Below are 19,133 nucleotides of genomic sequence, written 5' to 3' on the forward strand. Positions count from 1 at the left end.
AACAAAGTAAAAGGATTTCCACTACTATCTGGGCTAGGGCTATTTCTTAAACAAGGATTTAATCTCTTACAAACTCAACTTTCCTATTAATCTCATTTCCAAATTCATCTACAACTGTGATGTAATGAAAACCGGTGTTGGCTTCAATTTGCATTTCGTGAAACGTTTGGGTTTCTCCTTTGTAAACGTTGTCAACATACCAAAAAAGTTTGGCTTCTTTGTTGGAATGCGCCACTTTTAGAATTACAGGCTGTACCTTACTTTGAAAGTTTTTGGTGAGATAAATTTTACTATTCGTTTTGGGATAGATAAAATCCATTGACGCTTGTTGCGTTTGCTGACAATCGGCGCGAAATGGAGGCAATGGCATGTAGTCTATATGCTGACTTTTGTAATACCATTCCATAACTGGTGGCAAAACAAACCATTTTTTTGTGACAATATTATCTACATTTTCACAACTGCTGTTTACTCGATATTGTTGTGAAGCATCCAAATGAACCAATTTATGATACGGACAAATACTGGTTTTTTTACCATTTTTAGGAATCAATTGATTGGTTTTCGGGCAATCATCTTGTGCTAAATGACCACTTTTGGTGCAAACATCAGCATATTCTAAATCATTCAATGGCGGACTGAAAAACGCTTTTCGTGGCAATAAATTAAAAACATCAAACAATATTGGTGCTGCACTGTCAACTCCTGTCAATTGTGGTCGTCCTTCACCTGAAGCGTTGCCAACCCAAACGCCAACGACGTATCTTGAATTAGTTCCAATTGCCCAAGCATCACGATTTCCGAAACTTGTTCCTGTTTTCCAAGCAATGTCTAAGGATGAATCGTAAAAACGCCAAGCTTCATCACCTTCTGGACGATTAACTTCTTTCATAGCGTTGTAAGTCAAGTAAATCGAACCTGCGCCAAGTATAGGTTTTTGATTGGTTTCATCGCCATAATCTTGTTCAAATCCGTTCACGTAATTCAACTCTGAAAATTCTTTATTTCGGTATTTTCCTTTTGTTGTATTGAAATAATTAACGGTTGAAGAAAGATTAGCATACGTTCTACATAAATCCCAAAGATTACTTTCGGCGCCACCAAGAATTAAAGATAATCCATAATGATCTGGTCGTTTATTGATGTTTTTAAGTTGGAATTTTTGAAGTAATTCATAAAAATTATTCACGCCATGTTCTTGCAACATCAAAACCGCTGGAATATTCAACGAACGCGACAAAGCTCGTTGTGCCGGAACTGCGCCATCAAAAGTCAGATTAAAATTCTGTGGTGCGTAACCCGAAATTTGTGTAGGAATATCAGCAACCAAAGTATTAGGAAGAAGTTCACCAGAATCTAACATCGATGCATAAAGTAAAGGTTTTAAAATACTTCCTGTGCTTCGTGGTGCCGAAATAATATCAACATCTTTATCGTGATCTTTATCTGTTGGAGCATTTCCAACATAACTAATAACGTTGCGATTTTGAATGTCAATCACCATAATCGCCAAGTTGTGAACTTCGTTTTGCTTGTATTGATTGTAATAATAAGCAGCAATTTGATTCACACGATTTTGTAGCGAAATATCAACCGTAGTTTTGATGCGTTTTCCTTCATCCGATTTAGCAACACGCTGTAACAAATGAGGTGCAATTTGCGGAACATTATATGGTTTTTGAGGCAACGGTTCTTCAATTGATAACTGATACGTCATTTTATCAATAACTTTTACGTTGTATAATTTTAGTAAAAGTGTGTTACGTTTTTTTAGTAATTTTTGTTGGTTTTTTCCAGGATAAATTAAACTTGGAGCATTCGGTAAAACCGCTAAAGTAGCCGTTTCTGCCCAAGAAAGTTGATGCGATTGCACTCCAAAATAACGCCAAGAAGCCATTTCGAGTCCAACAACATTTCCGCCGTAAGGTGCGTGTGCCGCGTATAATTCTAAAATTTTTTCTTTAGAATGACGAAATTCTAATCGAGTGGCAAGAATAATTTCGATTACTTTTTCGAAATAAGTACGTTTTTTATTTTTTCGAGACAAACGAATGACTTGTTGTGTCAAGGTACTTCCGCCACGAACTACTTTTCCTGCGCTTTGATTTTGTTGTATAGCTTTCACCATCGCTACAGGATTAAAACCCCAATGGTAATTGAAATGTTCGTCTTCAAAATAGACAATACATTTTTTAAATTTATCAGGAATACTATCTTTTGAAGGAAAACGCCATTGTCCATCGCGAGCAATTTTGGCTGCTAATAATTCGCCATCACTACTTTCGATTACTGTGGAATAAGGTTCTTCAAAAAGTGTTCTTGGCAAAGAAAAATAGTAAACCACAAGAAGAACAAATGCAATAGCAGATTTCTTTTTGTTGGTTTTAATGTATTTTAAAATGCGTTGAAGAAACGCTTGGAGTTTTTGTTTCATTTTTGTTTTACCGCAAAGGCACAAAGTTTTTTAGCAAGGTTCGCAAAGATTAGTTGATTAACCGCAAAGTTGATTTTTTTTTACACTTGATTCTCAAGCCTATTGAAATAAACTTTGCGAACCTTGCGCTTTCTTGGCGCCTTTGCGGTTAATAATTTATTTCACTACTTCAACCCATTGACCTTTAGTTCGAGCCAAGAATTCATTGTCATACATAGCTTCACATTGTAATCCTGGTAAGTAGTATTTACCTAAATACGATGCGTTTAATAAGATTTTGAAAGTTCTTGTTTCGCCACCACGAAGACTAAAATAGTAATTGGCTCTATCGTCACGAATGTCGATATAGTCAGCAACATTGAAAGTTGATTCACCAAATTCAGTATATCTAGTATTTACAATTTCAAATCCTGAAGGTAGAATTTGCGAAAGCGCAATGTTTTCTACTCGCTCGTTTTTACGATTTGTTAGTGTAACTTCTGCAATGAATTCTGTTCCTTGAGCTATTTTGGTTACTGAAATTGCTTTTCCTTTTCGGTTTTTGAAAACTACGTTGGCAGTCAAGTTGTTTTGAACAACATTTTCTTTTCCAACTGGAAGAATTCCGCTATTCAAGACACGAACGAATATAGTGTTATTCTTGTTGTTCTTAATCGTAACTGAATTAGTACCTGAAACTAAAGATAAATTTCGTTGAGCAACAGTTTTATTGGTATTAATCACAACTGATTTTCCTCCATTTGTATATTGAACCGAAACGCCTTTGCTACCATTACTTTGTGCAAATTTTGACATTGCGTATAATCCGTAAGCAGTTGTTTGTGTGCTCATCCATTCATTACTTGAAAGATTTTTTGCCAATTTTGTTGCCATTGCAAAAGCTTTTTGTTTTTGACCTAACAACACTAAAGTTTCTAAAGCCATCGCACGATTTCTTTCGTTTGAACCATAATAATAGTAGTAACCGTCTTCGTTTTGTTCGTCAATCATTGATTTGCTCAATAAGGCCAAACCTGCCGAATTTTGTTTGATAATTGCATAAGTTGCAGCCAAACGCAATTTACTTTCGTTAGAAATCCCAACCGTTTCACGAAGTCTGTTCATCGAAGCTAAATCGGCGGAACCTGCAAGAGCAAGAGTGTAGAGACGATAGGCTTGTGCAAAATCGTTACCATATTGTTTTTCAAAACGCCATTGTTTTGCCATTTTCTTTTGATAGGAAATCCATTTATTTTTGAAAGAAATTGGTAAAACATATCCTTTTTTCTCTGCTTCAATTAAGAAATGTCCTGCATAAGAAGTTCCCCAATCGTCTGCTTCAGCATTGCCTGGCCAATAGGCAAATCCTCCATTTGCAATTTGGAAATTTCCTAATTTTTGGATTCCTGCGGTTACATTTTTCTGAATTCGTTGTTTGTAAGTCGCGTCTAAATCCATTACATCATTCAAATACAATTGTGGAAAAACCGATGATGTAGTTTGTTCAACACAACCATGCGGATATTGAATCAAATAATCCAATCTTCGACTAAAATCGACTGTTGGAACCGATGAAACTTCCATTTTAGATTTGTTACTTCCGGTTACTCCAAATAAATCCCAAGAGATTTTCTTGCTGCTATTTGGTTCAATGATAATATCGGTGTAAGTTGTAGTTACTGGATTCGGATTAGTAACATCAATTTCAACATCATAAGTAGATTTTTCTTTTCCTGATGTGGCGATGATTTGTATTTTTCCAATTCCTGTGACATTTCCAACACTTAAATTGAAATACGCCATTTTTTCGTCTGGCTCTGTGAATTTTACAATTTGACTTGCTTTTCCAAGAACTCTAACAGCACTATTAGTTTTGATTTGAAGTGTTACATTTTTAATGTTTTTCTCTGTTGCAAAAAGCGTCACTGGAATCGTAACATTTTCTGAAGGAGAAATTTTTCGTGGCAACGAAGCCAAAACCATCAACGGACTTTTTACTTGCGTAGCTTTTTCAGCCATTCCGTAAGCGCTATTTTCTTTATTGGCAGCCACAACCATGGTACGAACGGAACCAATATATTTTGGAAGTTTTATTTTGTGCGTTTTAGAATCGCCTTTTCCTAATTCAAAGGGTCCGAAATACATCACAACTGGTTTGAAACGATTGGCTTTTTTAGCTTTTCCGCCACCTAAATCGGCATCACCACCAATGGCAAAAACTTGATTCACTTTTCCGCCATAAGCACCTATTACATCGTCATAAATATCCCAAGTTCTAACGCCTAATGCTTCACGAGTGTAGAAATTATCCCAAGCATTTGGAGTTTTGAAACGCGTTAAATCCAGCAAACCTTCATCAACTACTGCAATGGTATAAGTCATTGCTTTGCCTTGTTTTTCAGATACTTTTACATTCACCGTTTGCTCTGGACGAAGTACATTTGGCATTGAAATTTGTGGTTCTAAAACCGTGTTTTTATCGACAACTTCTATTGGAACAATTCCGTACATTCTTATAGGCGAATCGTTTTTAGTAGAAGCATGAGGTTGCAATAAAGTTACATTAAGATAAACATTTGGCGCCATTTCACCTGTAATTGGTAATTCGACAGAAGTTTCACCTTTTTTGGTTTTTGCCCAAAGTGTTTTTACGACTTTAGTTCCGTTTTCCACAGAAATTAAAGCTCTTCCGCCTTCACTTGATGGGAAGAATATTTTAGCAGTTTCACCAACAGCATATTTTTCTTTATCCGTTGAAAAACGTAACATTGTCGCGGCTTTTCCATCTTCGTTTTTAGAACGAGCTGACCAATAAGGCGAATCGATGTAAACTCTTGTTCCTGTGGCGTGACCATTATTTGGATCGGAAACACGAACTAAATAATTACCCCAATCGTTTTCTGGAACTACAAATGAAACGCTTGCTTTTCCTGAATAATCGGTAGAAACCCTAAAATTTTTGTAAGCAATTGTTGAAGTCGACGAACTATAATTAGACAAATTATCATTGGAAGCATCCCACCACCAACGTGACTCTAATTTGTAAATGCGAACATCTAGATTCTGAACTGATTTTGGTTTTCCATTTTCAGAAACGGCTACAATATCAAATCGGTTGGCTTTTCCGGTTTCTAATAAACCATATTTGTTAGGTTCTGGAGCTTTTACACCAATATAAGTCTGGTAAGGTGAATAAGTTGTTGAAGCCACATCAGTAGAAACATCGCCACCTTGTTCGTAGACTTTCGTAATGAAAGCAGCTTTCAACATTCCTGGCGCTTGACCTTGAAGCGTTGGTTTTATTGGAATCGATGCACGACCATTTCCATCCACTTTTCCTGAAAAAATATTGATTTCTTCCGTTGAAAAACTTCTTGTCGGATCATCAAAAACATATTTGTCAAATCCTTTGAACGTTGTAACTTGTTGGGAGAATTTGGCTTGAACTTCGGTTTTTAAATCTTTTGCAATAGCACCATGAAGCCATAACACTTGTATGTTATTGACATTGTTTTTGCTTGTAGAAAGCATCGTTCCATTAAAACTATTTTTAATTTTTAAACGATTGGGTTTTATGGTTTCAATTTTGATGCTTTTGTAAAAACGAGCGCCACCCACACTTACCACAGCTTCCCAATTTCCAGTTGGCGCACTAGATTGCGTTGGAACAATAAATTTATAATGACTTAAAGCCGTTCCTTTTTGAACCGATTGATACACGGTTTTTCCGTTTGGATCGTTTAGTTTTATTTTTATTGGATGATTTTCTGGTAATTTATTGGCATTATCATTCAAAATAAACGACAAATACAACGTGTCACCCGGACGCCAAACGCCTCGTTCACCATACAAATAACCTTTCAATCCTTTTTGTAATGTTTCACCAGAAACATCGAAGTTACTCAGTGAAAGCGAAAGTTCATCATCCAATTTCACATAAGTGCTTTGATCACCTTTAGTTACAATTGCGAAATAGGCAATTTTTTCTAATTGAAATGAAGCCATTCCATCACCATCCGTACTTGAATCGGCAATTTTTTGTTGTTGGTAATTGTATAAAGTTACGGTTGCACCAGAAATTGGATCAGTAGAAACAATATCGCTAACTGCAATTGTCACGGATTTATCTGTTCCACGTTTTGCAATTACACCTAAATCCGTTGCTAAAATATTGGTTCCAATGGTTGTGTTGTTGTAATAATAATAGTCGGTGCAAGGATCAAGACTTTCTCTGTAATCATAATCTTCTTCGTAGTAGTAATAGTCGTAATTGTTGCCGCTATAATTGACGTCGTCTTCGTTTTCTTCTTCAGAATCTTGATTTTCTTCTTCGTTATTTGGCGTTTCATTTCCGCATTTGTAAAGAGAATATTTCTTTTTGAATGAAAATTCTACACGATAAATCGCACCAGGTTCTGGAGTTACAATTTTGGAAATATCTAAAGCATAGGTATTCCATTTGGTGTAATCGAGAAGGTTGTTTTGTTTTAATTCTATGGTTTTTTTGGCGACCGATTGTCCTACTTGTTTTAGATTTCGGGTTCCGTTAAGTTCATTATTTTGCAAGAATTGCATGATGTTGTTTTTGTAAATTTTATACACTTTTACATCAACAGCATTCAAATTGGCAGCTTGAAAGTTAATTTTTAAATTATTAGAACTTGGTAAAATAGTACCGCTTTTTAGTAAGCGAACGGCTGGTTTTATTTGTTCAAATTGTAGTTTTTCAGAATAATTTTGCTTCATTTTGTAGCCGTATTCGCTTTCAATTCCTTGAAAAACTTCGACTAGTTTTGTTCCGGCAAACGATTGAACATTGGATTCTTCTTCAACAGCTTCAACTACTGGTGCAACATAAGCTACAGCCGAATCAACTGCAACAGCAGCAGTGTCAACAGCAACAGCGACCGAATCAACAGCAGCAGTTACACTTTCTGTGATAGTTTCAGTTGAATTTCCTTTATCTACTTCAGAATTTTTGGCCTCATTACTGAAAAACACTTTCAAAACGTTGCCCATTGTGGCAAATTTCAAATTGTTAGTATTTTCAATTGCGATTAATCCTTTAAAATCTTGATCTCTTTTTAATGGATCGGAGAAGTTTATCAATAAAGATTGGTTGTTTTCGTCACCAATTTTAATGTCTAAAACTTTGAATTGATTTTTGCCTGGAATTGGATATTTCACTTCACCTTCTTGCTCAATATCAGCATCATCGCCATCCCAAGCGATGGTAATTTCGCTGTCGTCATCGAAACGTTTTATTTTGTCAATTGTGAATTTGAATTCCGTTGAAGTACTTGTAGCTTTATCAAAAATAATTTTTAAATCATCACCATTTTGTGTTGCTTTCAATAGTTTTTGAGCGTCTTCAAATGATAAATTATCAGCGGTTTTAATAGTTCCGTTCAAATAATAAGTGTCTCTATCATAGGATTGTAAGTCTAATGTATTGACAATGAAATCTTGTTTGATGGTTTTTATCGAAAACTTAAAATCTTCTAGTTCTTTCGGCGTCTTATCATTGATTTGCGAAAGATGAAGCGTAATTTGATACAACGTATTTTGTTCCAATTTATCTTTTGGAATAAAAGCAATGGTATTGTTAGAAAGTGCTACCACTTTTCCTGAAATACTTGGAGAAATGTCGAACAAATCTTCGTCTAATTCTTGGTTGGGTTTCCAATCACTTTTATTGAATGCCAATTGCACACGAATATCGGAACTGACCGATACAAAACCAGAAGAAAAACTCGATATATAATCCTTGTATAAAGTGAAGTCGGAATCAAAATCGGCTGCCGATTTTTTAGAACAAGAATGCAATACAAAGATTGCAAGAAACAAACCGATTAACTTGCTGGTTTTCATAAAAGTAATGGAATTATTGGTTAGAACTTTTTGTCTTGAAAAAAATGCTTTTTTAACACTTTCAATTAATGCTATAACAGAAATAAATTTTAAATATTGTAGTAAATGTAAAATAAATTTTTGGACTATTTTTCTTGTAAAAAAAGGAATTTTTCTACTTTCTTTTTTCGGCAAAAAAACGCTTCATTAAGTCACCACATTCTTGAGCCAAAACACCTTGATTTACTTGAGTTTTTGGATGTAATTTTGTTCCTAAAGTTTGAAATCCGCGTTGTTCGTCTCGAGCACCAAAAACAATTTTTGAAATTTGACTCCAATACAAAGCGCCGGCACACATTTGACAAGGTTCGAGTGTAACATATAAAGTACAATCCTTTAAATATTTTCCACCAAGGAAATTGGCAGCAGCTGTTATCGATTGCATTTCGGCATGAGCCGTGACATCGTTTAATAATTCGGTAAGATTATGACTTCTTGCAATGACTTTGTTATCAATTACAATAATAGCACCAACAGGAATTTCGCCTTTTTCAAAAGCAGTTTCGGCTTCTTGCAAAGCTTTTTTCATGAAGTATTCGTCGGTGAAAATGTTTTCCATAGAACAAAAATAGGAATTCAATTCGTACATTTGCTACATGTCAGAAAATTTACTTCAAAACATCAATAATCCATCTGATTTGAAAAAATTAGAACCATCGCAATTGCCTCAATTGGCTAAAGAGTTGCGTGATTTTATTATTGATGTGGTTTCAGTAAAAGAAGGTCATCTTGGTGCAAGTCTTGGTGTGATTGAACTGACAATTGCATTGCATTATGTTTTTGATACGCCAAATGATTTATTGGTTTGGGATGTTGGTCATCAAGCTTATGGACATAAAATTCTAACTGAAAGAAAAGACATTTTTCATACCAATCGTCAACTTGGTGGCATTTCTGGATTTCCAAAACGTAGCGAAAGTGTTTATGATACTTTTGGTGTTGGACATTCCTCAACATCGATTTCTGCGGCTTTGGGAATGGCGATTGCTTCTCAGTTGAAAGGTGAAAATAAACATCATATTGCGGTAATTGGCGATGCATCAATCGCAAGTGGAATGGCGTTTGAAGGATTAAATCATGCTGGAGTTACCGATGCAAATTTGCTAGTAATTTTAAATGATAATGCAATCGGAATTGATCCAAGTGTTGGTGCCTTGAAAAATTATTTGACATCAGTTAAGGAAGGAAAAAACCCGAAGCAGAATAATATGATAAAGTCGTTGAACTTTGATTATTCTGGACCAATTGACGGACATGATTTTGAGGCTTTAATTTCGGAATTGGAACGATTGAAAAAAGTAAAAGGGCCAAAGTTTTTGCATATAATTACTACCAAAGGTAAAGGTTTGCAACAAGCCGAAGAAGATCAAGTGAAATATCATGCACCTGGAAAATTTGATAAAACTACTGGAGAAATTCATCCAAAATCGGAAGAACATTTGCCTCCAAAATTTCAAGATGTTTTTGGTTTAACTTTAGTTGAATTGGCTACAAATAATCCAAATATTATTGGAATTACACCTGCAATGCCAAGTGGAAGTTCATTAAAGTTCATGATGGATGCTTTTCCTGACAGAGCTTTTGACGTTGGAATTGCAGAACAACATGCTGTGACTCTTGCAGCCGGAATGGCAACGCAAGGAATGGTAGTCTTTTGCAATATCTATTCTACTTTTTTGCAACGCGCTTACGATCAAGTGATTCATGATGTGGCTTTGCAGAATTTACCTGTGATATTTTGTTTGGATAGAGCAGGATTGGTTGGAGAAGATGGCGCAACGCATCATGGCGTTTTTGATTTGGCGTATTTGCGATGCATTCCAAATATGATTATTTATGCTCCTAAAGATGAAATCGATTTGCGAAACATATTGTATACTGCTTCATTAGGATTGAATCATCCAATTGCTATTCGATATCCAAGAGGAAGAGGAAAGTTTGCAAATTTCAGAGAACAGATTTCAGAAGGCAGATTTCAGAATGTTGAAATTGGGAAGGCACATTTGTTGAAAAGAGGAACTAAAATTGCGGTTTTATCTACGGGTTTTATCGGTAACAATGTAAGTTTGGCTTTAGATAAAATTGCAAATGCTAATGAAATTGCTCACTATGATTTTGGATTTGTAAAACCATTAGACGAAAAGTTGTTGCATGAAATTTTCAATTCATTTGACATCATAATAACTATTGAAGATGGAGCAATCAAAGGTGGATTTGGTTCTGGAATTATCGAATTTGCATCTGAAAATAATTATAAAAACACCATAAAAACGCTCGGAATACCTGATGATTTTATCGAACACGGAACAGTAGAAGAGTTGCAACAAATGTGTAAAATTGACGTTAAAAGTTTAGAAAAATTATTGTCTGAATTATAAGAATAAAAAAAGCGACTTACTAAACAATAAGTCGCTTTTGAATTTAATAAACTAAAAAACTAATTTTTAATAATTTTTTGAGTGAAGTTAACATTGTCACCATTCACTTTTAAAATGTACATTCCAGATTGTAAGGTGTTTAAGTTTAATGATTTCTCAGTATTAAAATCTTCATTTTTATATTCAGTTACTATTCTACCATTGATATCAATAACTTGAATGTTTACTTTACCTACATAGTTGTTGATTCTTATGTTTAACAAGTCGTTTGTTGGGTTTGGATTGATTTCAATCTGATAGTTTGTTGAATTATTATTTAACAGATTTTCAGATTGTTTGCTTGATACTGTTGGCGGAGTCCATGGTGGGATTACACATGGATCCGCTAATACAGGAAAGGAAATAGTTCTTGAGCATCCATTTGTCATAGTTGCAGTACAAACAACATTATAAGTAGTTTTAGTTGGGTAGCAGTGATCAACATAGTTGCCTGTTGGACCACTGGTAGTACCATCACCAAAGTCAAAATTGAAAATTACAAAACCATCACAAAAATCTGACATTGTTGACTGTTCAACACCTATTGCAGTACCACCTGTATCTGAGATATTTGTGTAATAACTTGATGTTAAATCATCCAAACAAGCACAGCTTGCTGTACAAAGTGAAGTTATAATTAAAGTTCTAGTTACTGAGCAACCACCTGCTTGTGTTATTGTAAGTTTTAATGTTGCAGGAAGTGATGTCCATTTTATTATTGGAGTTGCACTAGCACTTGTTGTACCGCTCATAAAAGTACCAGAGCCACTCATAATTTGCCAAAACGCCGTTTGATTAGAAGCTAAAGTTGTTGAATATGTTTTGGTAGCATTTGCAGTTTGTGATGTGCATGCTGTTGAAGTTCCTGTAATATAAGCTTGTAAAACTCCAACAGATATCGTTGAGGTAGACGAACAAGTGCCTGCATTTGTAATTGTAACTTTAAGTTTTGCAGGTAAGGTTGTCCAAGTAATGGTTGGGGTAGCAGTAGTTCCATTGGTGATAGTCCCAGCACCGCTTGTGATAGTCCAAGTAACAGTTTGTCCGGTAGTTAAAGCAGGAATGCTGTAGGAATTTGAGTTTCCAGCTGTAGTGCATGAAAAACTATTTCCTGTTATAACAGGTATTGCTGGAGTTTGTACAACATTTGTATTACAATAGATTGTAACTAAGCAACCGGATGAATTTGTATATTTATAGGTGATTGTATTAACCCCTAACGGAGCTACTGTAGTATTAAAATTGTAGGCTCCACTTGGGAATAAAGAAACTCCTGTACCACTAAAAACACCGGTTGTTGGTAGTCCTGACAAATAGCTTCTTAAATCAGGTACCGGTTGATTTCTGCAGATTGTTGTTGGAAGTGTAAATGTACCTCCGTTTAATGGAATTAGACTCACATTATCAATATAATAATATTGTCGTATGTAATTGTTTGGGTTTGATTGGATTGTGTAATTACAATTGTGAATGTTAAGTGGGGATTGAATATTTGGTTGATATTGTATATTAGATAAAGCACCAAGATATAAAGTGTTTTCCAGTCCTGCACTCGTTGTGAAATTTAACAATATTTTTTGCCAACCTTCTGTTTTAGTTGAAAATATTGAGTACTCTTTGAACATATTTTGGTTGTCAATTGGAATAACGCCATATCCTGGAAAAGTTTGAAAGGTTGGAGATAAAAGAGCTTGAAATTTAATTGTCGAATCATTTAAACCTTCTGCTAAAGAGACATCAAAACTAAGTTGGTAATTTGTATTTGGTAGTAGTGGTGTTGATAACCTTGTTTTTATAACTTCAGAATTTGTTAATGAAGTCCACGGTGAATATTGTACTGTCATCCCAACATACCCTTTGTTTGATGAAATATTATCAGTTTCATACCCTACAAAATTGCATGGTATATGACCAAGAATAGAAGGGTTATCTACATTAAAATAATCGGCTCCATTATTGTAATTAGCATTTGCATTTGACCACCCACATGCGGTTTCTATAGTTCCTAAACTGTTGCTAAGGGCTGTATGAGTTTCGAAATCGCCATTAATAACTAAATTACAAACAGAAGGAGTTGCACAATTTGAAATATCATTAACATATACATATATATACGTAATGTTGCCTTTAAGTCCATTTACATTTAAAGGAACATATCTCAATAAGTGTAAACCAGTAACAGCACTTCTAAAAGTTGTGGTTCCAGCTATTGTATTTATTACAGCAGTTGTATCAAATACATCCTGTAAACATTCAAATCCAGTAGCATTTGGATCGTTTGCTAGGATTTTTAAATTAGCATCTGTAGCACTATTAATTATAATATCAGATGATCCATTTCCTATATATTTATAAGTTCCATTAGCATTTATGCCATCATTTAATCCTGCTACTGGAATTCCTGTTAGAGGTGTAGTGTAAGTTGCAGAACCATTAAAAGTTGTACTAGTCCCAAAACTACTATTTACAGTATATCCCATTTCTACTAAAGCATTTTTTTCTTGAATGGTATAAAATCTTCTCATAATACCTGCTCCTATGGATGAATTCATTACAAAATTGCCTGATGTACAAGATGAATTAAAATGACTTAAACTACTCCCAGTAGCAAATACACTTGGGGTGTAAGTAGCAACTGTTGTAGCGCCAATATATTTTATTGCATTTGAGCAGGTTGTAGATGTTAGTGTGGAACTATTAAAAGTATAATTATACATAGGACTACATGCACCAGTATTGCTAATCAAAGTGTTTGTATTTGTGCTATTTTTTAATTTTAAATCATATCGAGTATAGTAATTAAATCCTGTACCTAGTCTTGAAGCTCCATTACTCTCTATTAAACTGGTAAAGCCTATCGCATGTGTTATTTCGTGCAACGCTACCGAATACAAATCAGTATTAGAAATAGTTGTAGCCGTTAAGCTTGTGTTCCAATTTACTGTACCATCAAATCGAAAAGCAACCATTCCATGATAGAAGGTGCCAGTAGTTGTAGCATTAGTATTCGAAGGATCTATAGCTAATGGTGAAACTACATTTTTATAAGAATCATCACCAATATGAATTGTTTTCCAAATTTCGTTGTCTACAATACCCCCAAAGCCAGCAGTAGTGTTATAAGGTACACAGTAGAAAGATGATGCTAATCCTACCGCATTCGAAGGAACACCTGTTATATTAGCCATATTTCTAACCCAAATATTAACCTTTTTACCTGAAGTTGTTAATGGTGAATTTATAAAGTTTGATAAATCTGTAAAAACTCTTGTTATAACATTTCTACGATTAATATAATCAGTATCAGTTGTGTTTAAACCACATCCATCTTCTAAATATAAATCAAAATAACCACAATGTAAAGGCGTAGTAGAGGTGCCAAGCATGGCATTCGTTATTTTTGCATATTTTACTGGTTCAATTTTTATATCAGATAGTTTGTATTTATTACCGTAATGATCAAATACATTATCCATCACTCCGTTAGGACTTAAATCGTTGTTTATTCCATTTGGTAGTATCTGCCCATAACTGACAAATCCAAGAATCATAAAATAAAAATAAAATAGTTTTTTCATGTTGTGTGTTTTATAGTTAATTTATTAAATGTAAGAAAATTATTTCACCCTTATTTAATCTTAATGTTATTTAATTAACAGGATATTAACAAAAAAACTCCGTTTAGAAATAAACGGAGTTTTAAAAAAGAAATAAAGTTAACTTTAGTTTTTAATAATTTTTTGAGTAAAGTTTAGGTTATCGCCACTAACTTTTAGAACATACATTCCCGCTTGTAAGTTGTTTAAGTTTAATGATTTCTCAGTGTTGAAATCTTCATTTTTAAATTCACTTACTATTCTTCCATTGATGTCTATTACTTGAATGTTTACTTTACCTACATAGTTGTTGATTCTTATGTTTAACAAGTCGTTTGTTGGGTTTGGATACACTCTAAATAATTCGTTATTCTCAAAATAATCAACACTTAAAGTACAATTTGGACCTGTAGGAAACGCATCAAAATTTTCGACTTGATCATCACAATCTTGATTACTTCCTGCAGAAGCATTTAAACCAACACCTCTTCTTCTAAAAACTTCAGCAATCATACAATAATCTTGTCCGCCTGTTGTGGCTTGATCTGCAGCAAACAAGGCATCTCTTGCCGATACAACTGTTGGGCTACAGGGTTGTAATTTAAGTCCATCAAGCACTAATCTCATTACTTTGTTGTTACCACCGGTGCCTGTATATTTATTGTCATCATAGCCGTATTTTTGAATATAAGCCCAGTTTAAATCCCAAAGCACTGTTGCCCAAAAATCACCATTTACATATCTAAAGGAAGTATCTGCTGGGTCTGATGGAATCGCAGAATTAGAATCATTATAAGTAAGAGGATTGATAGTCATATCTGTAGAATAAGGATAAGATCGTAAACCACCTCCGTCTGGATCTTGATTAATTACAAATGTTGCTAAACCTCTTGGTGTTTCACCAACATCACCTGGCTTTATCTGCATCATCATGGCAAACCAATCAGACCATCCTTCACCCATTTGATCATAATTTTGAAGGCAGCTAGAATTTAATCTTCCTCCAGCCAATCTTGTAGAAATCCCATGACCATATTCGTGAGCAATAACACCATTATCTAAATCACCATCAGTATTAACAAAAAGATTCAAAGGTGTATCAGACTGAATTTTTGCATTTACTGTTTCTCCATTTTTTAATTTTGTGATGATAGCCTCTCCATTATTTAATGAAACACTGATTACTGGGATAGTAATGTTTGCATCTGCTCCTGACATACCAACACTTGAATTTGGTGCTGTAGTGTCATTGTTTACAATAATTACAGCAGTTGCACCGGCATTTTTTGCATTTAATGCTTTATCTGCAAAGGTGCAAGGATTTCCACCATTGGCTACAGAAGTAGATCTTCTAATAATTGTAATATTTCCATTAATGGCTGCTGCGTTTGTTGCCGCAGCACAACCGTCAGCATTGTCAGTCTGTCCAACATCGGGTGTTCCGTCATCATAAAGCACTATATTTGATTGAATCATTGCAGGTGCTACAGGTACATTCACATGACCTGGATTAAAGCCATTATCTGTAGTATATTTTGCTCCAGCAATATCAGATGGAGAATTAACGGTTAATAATTGAGTTACTTTTCTATAACTCCATAAAAACATTCTCATCGTTCCACTAGTTCCATCAACATTAGCACTAAAATTAGCATTGTTTAGCGATTGAGGACTTGCTGTTGATCCATACTGGGCATTTGCATAAACTGCATCAGAGCCTGATGAACTTGGAATACCGTAATTATTATCTTGATAGTTCCCATTAACTTCGTTAAAACCATATCTGTGCCATACATCATGCATTATGTTATTCATGTAAAACAAGTTTGTTACTGATGCATCGATGTAAGTATTTGCAGCAACTGATGTTCCTGCATAAGCGTAATCGAAAGATAAACCAGCACCGCCATTCGGCGCATAACCGTTTGCTGTTGTAGTCGTAGAATATGGTAAATTCGTTTCAAGAGCTGTTTGACTTTCTGTTCCGGTATAGTTAGCCCTAGCCCAAACGTTATTACCACGTGTATAAGTATATTTTAAAGATGCAGTTGTTCCTGTTAAAGTATTTGCATCATGCCAACCTTTGGGTGATGAAAGAGCATTTTCAGGATTTGAAATTAATTGTCTATTTGTGTGGTTAGGACTTTCAAAATTAAAAGGAACAACTCTGTAGGATCCACCTTGAACCTGCACAATTGGCAAAGCATTGGATTCCTTATAAATATCTTTGTAAAATGAAAAGTTTGAAGATTGTGCTTCGCAATTATGATTATAAAAATTACAAGAGATGACCATATCTTTTTTTACTAATAATTGTCCTGTTGTTGCATCAATTCTAATGCTCCACAAATGAGAACCATTAGAAGTAGGTATTGTATAATCCCAAGCTAATTTTAACGTATTTTCTATGGGTTGAAAAACCAATTCAGCTTTTATTCCTTCATCGATACCATTAGAGATTTTGAATTCGTTGGCACTAATAGTTTCAACAATTTCTCCATTTGTATTTATTTCATTTAATTCTAAAAAACCTTTAGATAAAGCATTTAATACTGACAAATTTGGAGTTGTCGTATTGATTTTTTGACTTATATTTGAAATAAATCCATTTTCAATATTAATTACTTCATTGTTCTTAATCCATGCATTTGATAGACCATTAAAAACTTCAATACCTTGATATCTTTGTTTAATCCAATAGGTGTCAATTTTTGTGGACTCTGAATTTCCTGTACTCTCGACAATCCAATCACTAATGTCTTGGTCGCTTAAATTATATTTTGCTTTATTCTGGTTTAGGTAGGCTTGAATTTTTGCTTTATTTTCTTGAGAAAAACCTAAAACAGTAAACAAAATCATCAGTAAAAATGTAATTTTTTTCATAATTTTATTTTGTAGTTTTTTTATAGGATAACAAATCTAATTTAATTTTCATATAAAAGCAACTATTTTGCATGAAAATCATAATTTTAACAAATTTTATGCAGTAATTATTTTATTATATAACAATGCTTTACCATCTGTTAACATAGAAATGAAATGGCAAATGTGCAATAATCGTTCGTATAATGATTCTTTTTCAACATGATGTTTTTCCGGTAAAATCTTTAATAATAGTTTATCATAATTGGTAGCTTTTCCCTCATAATTGTTGTTATATGCCGTTATGAATTTGTCTAATAAGTTATTAATCATTTGATAGCCTGAAAGTTCTTTCTCGATTACTTCACGACTTTGATAAATATTTTTCACACTCAGTTTGATAATATCATCAATTTGTGCTTTGTATTTACTTTTATCTGTTAATGCATATGGGAATTGGCCTTTAAGAATTGCTTCTTCATTTTCTATAAATATACGAACGGCATCATTAATTAGATTTCCAATAGCTAAAGCACGTAAATAGCTTATTCTATCTTCTTTTGTAGTAAGTGTTTGATATTTATTAGTATCGATAGTATCTTTTACCAATTTGATTAAATATTCTAAAGCATAATCTTCTGACACTAATCCGAGATTTATTCCGTCTTCAAAATCAATTATAGTGTAGCAAATATCATCGGCAGCTTCAACCAAATAGGCGAGAGGATGTCTTTCATAACCAATGTCATTCCCCGATTTGTTTGCAATTAATCCCAATTCATTGGCAACTTCTTTGAAAAATTCTTTGTCGGTTTGAAAGAAACCATATTTTTTATCAGCAATATTGGAAGTTGGTTTTTTGGGCAAACTTTCTTTCGGATATTTGATAAAAGCTCCTAAAACTGCGTAAGTCAATCGGATGCTTCCTTCTATTCCAGGTCGTGAACTTGTTAAAACAGAAAATCCGTTAGCATTTCCTTCAAAATCTATTAAATCTTGCCATTCTTTATCGGTAAGTTGTTCTTTGTATTTTTGACCTTTTCCGATAGAAAAATATTCACCAATGGCTTTTTCACCTGAATGTCCAAATGGTGGATTTCCAATATCATGAGCTAAGGAAGCTGCTGCGACAATGGCTCCAAAATCATTAGCTTGATAACCATGTATTTCTTGTAAATGTGGATATTTTTCAATGATTTTTTTCCCAACCAATCGTCCAATAGAACGTCCAACTACTGAAACTTCTAAACTGTGTGTCAATCGCGTATGAACAAAATCGGTTTTTGACAACGGAATGACTTGCGTTTTATCTTGCAAACTTCTAAAAGCTGATGAAAAAATAATTCTATCATAGTCAACTTCAAAACCCAAACGTGTATCGTCTTGCTCTATTCGTAGTCGTTTTCCTTTGTCGCCTTGACGTTTTAAAGATAAAAGTTGTTCCCAGTTCATCATTTAATATTAGATATTTGATTTTAGATATTAGATATTTTTTTTCATGCAAACGCTATTTTCAACGCCTTGATATTGTCCAAAGTTTTCAATGACTTCATATCCTGATTTTTGATATAAATAGATAGCATCTTTTTGCAAATGACCCGTTTCTAATAAAGAAGTTTTGTAATTTTCTTCTTTTGCCCAAGTTTCTAATTCCGTTAAAACTTTGGTTGCAATTCCTTTTCCGCGGTGTTCAGGTAATGTAAACATTCGTTTCATTTCGGCAGTTTCAGCATCATATTCTTTGTAAGCACCAATTGCAATTGGAATTTCACTTTCATAGACAATTAAGGCGTTTTTCAATAAACTCGATTTATTAAATTGCGAATAAAAGGCATGATCTTCACCATCAAGAATTGCCAAATAAGCATCCAATTGAACTACTAGTTTTTCAAAATCTGGATTATCCGAGGTTGTTCTTTTGAAGGTAAGCATTGC

The 19,133-nt window shown here is 34.1% G+C and carries 8 protein-coding genes; 1 reads left to right on the top strand and 7 read right to left on the bottom strand.

The annotated features are described in order from the left end of the window. Positions 1-58: 58 nt before the first annotated feature. The 3 genes from pbpC to ACYU7A_RS00980 all read right to left on the bottom strand — a co-directional run bounded on the left by pbpC (position 59) and on the right by ACYU7A_RS00980 (position 8,882). On the bottom strand, positions 59-2,434 hold the full coding sequence (gene pbpC, locus ACYU7A_RS00970; protein ID WP_460573546.1) for a penicillin-binding protein 1C: 2,376 nt from the start codon (positions 2,432-2,434) through the stop codon (positions 59-61). A gap of 156 nt (positions 2,435-2,590) precedes the next feature. Beyond that, the gene (locus ACYU7A_RS00975; protein WP_460573547.1) at positions 2,591-8,284 is read right to left on the bottom strand and encodes an alpha-2-macroglobulin family protein; all 5,694 of its coding nucleotides are present in this window, start codon (positions 8,282-8,284) and stop codon (positions 2,591-2,593) included. 154 nt (positions 8,285-8,438) lie between these two features. Next, positions 8,439-8,882 (bottom strand): nucleoside deaminase, encoded by a 444-nt coding sequence (locus ACYU7A_RS00980; RefSeq protein ID WP_290833905.1) that lies wholly within the window; start codon positions 8,880-8,882, stop codon positions 8,439-8,441. 37 nt (positions 8,883-8,919) lie between these two features. Here ACYU7A_RS00980 and ACYU7A_RS00985 point away from each other — a divergent pair, with 37 nt between their 5' ends. Then, positions 8,920-10,701 (top strand): 1-deoxy-D-xylulose-5-phosphate synthase, encoded by a 1,782-nt coding sequence (locus ACYU7A_RS00985; protein WP_460573548.1) that lies wholly within the window; start codon positions 8,920-8,922, stop codon positions 10,699-10,701. Positions 10,702-10,760: 59 nt separating this feature from the next. On the opposite strand, the gene ACYU7A_RS00990 is transcribed toward ACYU7A_RS00985, so the two are convergent. The 4 genes from ACYU7A_RS00990 to ACYU7A_RS01005 form a co-directional block, all read right to left on the bottom strand. Then, the gene (locus ACYU7A_RS00990) at positions 10,761-14,318 is read right to left on the bottom strand and encodes a T9SS type A sorting domain-containing protein (protein WP_460573549.1); all 3,558 of its coding nucleotides are present in this window, start codon (positions 14,316-14,318) and stop codon (positions 10,761-10,763) included. A gap of 144 nt (positions 14,319-14,462) precedes the next feature. Beyond that, a complete protein-coding gene (locus tag ACYU7A_RS00995) occupies positions 14,463-17,219 on the bottom strand; it encodes a T9SS-dependent M36 family metallopeptidase (RefSeq protein WP_460573550.1) in 2,757 nt (918 codons plus the stop codon). Positions 17,220-17,315: 96 nt separating this feature from the next. After that, a complete protein-coding gene (locus ACYU7A_RS01000; RefSeq protein WP_460574029.1) occupies positions 17,316-18,650 on the bottom strand; it encodes a deoxyguanosinetriphosphate triphosphohydrolase in 1,335 nt (444 codons plus the stop codon). 30 nt (positions 18,651-18,680) lie between these two features. After that, positions 18,681-19,130: a GNAT family N-acetyltransferase gene (locus ACYU7A_RS01005; protein WP_460573551.1), complete on the bottom strand. Its 450-nt coding sequence runs from the start codon at positions 19,128-19,130 to the stop codon at positions 18,681-18,683. Positions 19,131-19,133: the final 3 nt, after the last annotated feature.

It is taken from the genome of Flavobacterium koreense, from assembly GCF_054776075.1.